Genomic DNA, 4,825 nt, shown 5'->3' with positions numbered 1-4,825 from the left:
AGCCTGTTCGAGACGCTGGATTTCACCCAGCCGATCGACGACGAGTGGCTACTGGAACAGCTGCGGCACTATGGCATTGAGGATGAGTGGCTGTCGGTGCTGAAACCCTGGATGGAGAACGTCCTGAGCCTGCCGCTCAACGATGACGGGATTCGGCTCGTCGAGTTGGATAATGGGCATAAACAGGCCGAGCTGCAGTTTTATCTGCCGATACAGCGGATGCTCACCGCCGACGCGCTGGATAGCCTGATACGACATCATGACCCGCTCTCCGCGCTCTGCCCGGCCTTATCGTTCCAGCAGGTCAAAGGCATGCTGAAGGGATTTATCGACCTGGTGTTTGTCTGGGAGGGGCGTTACTACCTGCTGGATTACAAATCCAACTGGCTGGGTCATGACGCCAGCGCCTATACGCAGGACGCCATGATGCGGGCGATGGCGGAACATCGGTACGACCTGCAGTACCAGCTCTACACGCTGGCGCTGCATCGTTATTTGCGACACCGACTGCCGGACTACGAGTATGAACAGCACTTCGGCGGCGTTTTTTATCTGTTTTTACGTGGCGTCAGCGCCGAGCATCCCGGCAACGGGATCTATTTCTCGCGTCCATCCCGGGCGTTTGTCGACGATATGGATGGTTTGTTTTGCGGCGAAGAGGTAACGGAGGGCGCGCATGTCGGGCATGATTGAGCTGTTGGAAGAAGCGCGTCAGCGGCGATGGTTGCGTCCGCTGGACGTGCAGTTTGCCCGCATGCTGGCGGACGACGACCAGCCGTACCTCCTGCTGGCGGCGGCATGCCTCAGCGCCTACGTTGGCGCGGGGCACGTTTGTCTGCCGCTGTCACAGCTTCATCCTAATTCCTTGTTTGACGGGCGGGATCGGGCGCTGGCTCAGGAGATCTGGCAGCGGTTAGGGAAACCGGATGAAAGTGAATGGCGACAGCGGTTGTTGAACGATCCCGCCGTCAGCGAGGGTGAAGATCCTGCTCCGCTGGTTTTTCAGCAGGACAATCTGTACCTGCAGCGCAGCTGGCAGGGCGAGTGCCGAGTCGCGCAGTTTATCGCCGGTAATCGTGCCGAGCCTGTCTATGACGAAGCCCATATCCGCGCGGTGTTGGATGGCCTGTTTCCTGCGGTGGAGGGCGAAGCCGACTGGCAAAAGATCGCCGCGGCGGTCGCATTGACCCGGCGAATTGCGGTGATTTCAGGAGGGCCGGGTACTGGTAAAACGACGACGGTCGCCAGACTGCTGGCGGCGCTGATAGAACTGCAGGATGGGCCGTCGCCGCGTATTCAGCTGGCGGCGCCCACCGGAAAAGCCGCCGCGCGTCTCACCGAATCATTGGGCAGCGTGTTAAGCCAGCTGCCGCTCAGCGACGCTCAGCGAATGGCTTTTCCGCAGGAGGCGACCACGCTGCACCGCCTGTTGGGCGCGGTGCCTGACAGCCAGCGCCTGCGCTACCATCAGGATAATCCGCTGCACTTGGATGTACTGGTGGTGGACGAAGCCTCGATGGTCGATCTCCCGATGATGGCGAATCTAATCGCCGCGCTACCGCCACAGGCCCGCATCATCCTGTTGGGCGACCGAGACCAGCTGGCTTCGGTCGAGGCCGGGGCAGTGCTGGGCGACATCTGTCGCTTCGCCGAACAGGGCTACAGTCAGAAGCGGAGTCAGCAGCTGAATCGCCTTACCGGTTGCACGCTGGAAGCGGGCTCGGCGGAACATGCCTCGGTGGCCGATAGCATTTGTCTGCTGCGCAAGAGCTACCGCTTCACTGCGCACTCGGGTATCGGACAGTTGGCGAAGGCGGTCAACCGGGGAGACGAAGCACAGCTACAGGCCGTTTTGCAGCACGGGTATGACGATATCGTCTGTTTGCCGCTGGCGGATAACGCAGACTATCAGCGCCTGCTGGACCAGGCGGTGGAAGGGTACACGGATTATCTTCAGCGTATTCAGCGCGGTGATGCTCCGGAGCAGGTACTGCAGGCTTTTCAACGTTACCGACAGCTGTGTGCGCTTCGGGAAGGGCCGTTTGGCGTCGCTGGACTGAATCAGCGGATTGAACGCGCATTGCAGGTGGCGGGACTGATTCAACGGCCCACGCTTAATGGCGGGCGCTGGTATGTCGGCCGCCCCGTAATGATTGAGCGCAACGATGCCGTGCTGGGGTTATTCAACGGCGACATCGGCATGAGTATGACGAACGAACAGGGTGAGCTGCGGGTCTATTTCCAACTGCCGGAAGGTCGAACCAAATCGGTCGCGCCTAGCCGCCTGCCGCCGCATGAAACGGCCTATGCCATGACCGTGCATAAGTCTCAGGGCTCGGAGTTCGAACACACGGCGCTGGCGCTGCCGAATCACTTTCTGCCTGTCTTGACGCGGGAGTTGGTGTACACCGCGATCACTCGCGCTCGACAGCGGCTGTCGCTTTTCAGCGATAGGGCAATACTGTGCCGGGCGGTGAGTACGCCGACGCAGCGCTATAGCGGACTTGAGGCGCGTATTCGATCTTTGATGGCGGAGTCGTCGGGCGACATGGAAAAGGGTTAAAGAAAGGGGCGGCGCGAAAGAATAGAGCTTTCGCGCCGGTCTGGTCCTGCGATAGCGCTTTAGAGATCCATGACCAGTATTTTCGAGCGGCGCTGATAGTTATACAGCTCCTGCTTACGCCTTGGCAGCATCGCGACTTCAGCGGGCTGGAAGCCGCGCTCCTGGAACCAGTGGATGCTGTGCGTCGTCAGCACGAACAGGCGTTTAAGTCCCTGATGACGTGCCTGAGTCTCGATGTGATGCAGCAGCTCGTCGCCACGGGAAGAGTTGCGATATTCCGGATGCACCGCCACGCACGCCATCTCGGCAATGCTTTCTTCGGGGAACGGATAAAGCGCCGCGCAGGCGATGGTCAGGTTATCTCGGACGACGACGGTGAATTTGTCGATTTCCATTTCCAGCTGTTCGCGGGAGCGGCGCACCAGAATGCCTTGCTGTTCCAGCGGATGAATCAGTTCCAGAATCCCCCCGATATCGTTGATGGTGGCGCGGCGTACCTGCTCGGCGCTCTCCATGACCACCTGAGTCCCGATACCATCGCGAGAAAACAGTTCCTGCAATAGCGCGCCCTCTTCCTGATAGCTGATGAGGTGGCTACGGCGTACCCCGCTGCGGCAGGCTTTCACAGCGCCGCGCAGGAAACGCACTACTTCGGAATTGAAGTCTTCCACTTCCTCCTGGCTCTGAATCAGGTGTTGCGCCTCTTCCGGCAGCATCTCAGGGATAACATTGCCATTCTTGTCGGTGACGCCTTGTTCGGCGCAGAAGCCGATCATCTTTTCCGCCCGCAGTTTTATCGCCAGCTGCGTCGCCACCTCTTCTGAGGTCAAATTGAAGCTTTCGCCGGTCACGGAAACCGCGACGGGGCCGAGCAGCACGATAGCGCCGCTCGCCAGCTGGCGGTGAAGCGCCTCTTCGTCGATACGACGAATACGGCCGCTGTGGCAGTAGTCCACGCCGTCATCCACGCCAAGCGGTTGGGCGATGACGAAATTGCCGCTGACGACGTTAATATGCGCGCCTTGCAGCGGCGTATTGGTCAGGCTCATCGACAGGCGGGCGGTGATGTCCAGCTGCAGCATACCGGCGGCTTGCTTCACCAGTTCCAGCGTGGTGCTGTCGGTAATGCGGGTATGTTTGTGATAGGTCGGCTCGCAATGGTGTGCGACCAGATTGGCGTCGATCTGCGGACGGGCGCCGTAAACCACAACCAGCTTGATGCCCAGACTGTGAAGCAGACCGATGTCGCTGACGATATTGCTGAAGTTTTCATGCTCAATCGCTTCACCGCCCAGCATGATGACGAACGTTTTGCCGCGATGCGCGTTGATATAAGGAACTGAATGGCGGAAGCCTTGCACCAGTTCTGTACTACGTTCCTTCACTGCGAGCCTCCTGAATTTTTATTCGGTATTTTTGTATTTTTATTCTTAATGGCGTAAAAGGCAAGCGTTTCATCGTCCGCATTTTTTCATGCCGCGACCCCAGTATTCACGCTTAAACGGGAAACTTTTTCCATGACAGTATGGGGCAGATTCGCTAAAGTTTCGGGCGTTTCTGAAAAACATAACCTTTTTTATCGTCATTGGTTGTTACCCCGTACGTAAACCGGAGCTGCATGTCTGATTCGAATCACCCCCTGACCCGCCGACGACTATTACAGGGTGCGGCTGCGACCTGGCTGTTGAGTGTTACCGGCGTGGGTATTGCCGCCACGTCGCAGGTTATCGCCGTGCGTATCTGGCCTGCATCGGCCTATACCCGCGTTACGCTGGAATCCAGCCACCCCCTGAAGTATCGGCAGTTTATGCTGGATAATCCCCGGCGGTTGGTGGTGGACATCGAAAATGTCTCCCTGAACAGCGTGCTGAAAAATGTCGGCCAGCGCTTCAATCAAGGTGACCCTTACATCAAGACCGCCCGGGCAGGGCAGTTCGATAAGCAGACGGTGCGGCTGGTGCTGGAACTGAAGCAGCAGGTCAGCCCCAAAACATTTGCTCTGTCGCCGGTCGCCGGATTCAAAAATCGTCTCGTGCTTGATCTTTATCCGGTCGAGGGGCGTTACGACAATGCGGAAGATCCGCTGCTGGCGTTGCTGGAGGACTACAACAAGGGCGATCTTGAACGTACGCTGCCGCAGGAAGCGCCGCTTGCCGGAAAGCCCGGGCGGGAAAGACCGCTGGTGGTGATGCTGGATCCGGGGCACGGCGGGGAAGATCCCGGCGCGATCGGCAAAAATCGGACGCGTGAAAAAGATGTTGT

At 58.7% G+C, this 4,825-nt stretch carries 3 protein-coding genes and 1 pseudogene; 3 read left to right on the top strand and 1 reads right to left on the bottom strand.

Translation table 11 applies throughout. The features are described 5' to 3' along the window. Together recB and recD are read left to right on the top strand one after the other, a co-directional pair. Positions 1-693: pseudogene (recB, locus tag Q7O77_RS14660) on the top strand (exodeoxyribonuclease V subunit beta); the annotation flags it as partial. Next, entirely contained in the window at positions 686-2,563 is a 1,878-nt protein-coding gene (recD, locus tag Q7O77_RS14655; RefSeq protein ID WP_304168771.1) for an exodeoxyribonuclease V subunit alpha, read from the top strand. The pseudogene recB and the gene recD, both read left to right, overlap by 8 nt. Before the next feature lie 59 nt (positions 2,564-2,622). Here recD and argA read toward each other — a convergent pair whose 3' ends face one another. Beyond that, positions 2,623-3,948 carry an amino-acid N-acetyltransferase gene (gene argA, locus Q7O77_RS14650; RefSeq protein WP_304168768.1) on the bottom strand — a complete coding sequence of 442 codons (1,326 nt, stop codon included), beginning with the start codon at positions 3,946-3,948 and terminating at the stop codon, positions 2,623-2,625. Between the two features lie 233 nt (positions 3,949-4,181). On the opposite strand from argA, the gene Q7O77_RS14645 reads away from it, so the two are divergent. Then, the coding region (locus Q7O77_RS14645) for an AMIN domain-containing protein (RefSeq protein ID WP_304168764.1) at positions 4,182-4,825 on the top strand (644 nt) is incomplete at its 3' end.

This window comes from Lonsdalea britannica (assembly GCF_946477055.1).
In the GTDB taxonomy this organism is placed as follows: domain Bacteria; phylum Pseudomonadota; class Gammaproteobacteria; order Enterobacterales; family Enterobacteriaceae; genus Lonsdalea; species Lonsdalea britannica_A.
Note: the sequence above shows the minus strand (reverse complement) of the source record. Positions and strands in the feature narration are given on the sequence as shown.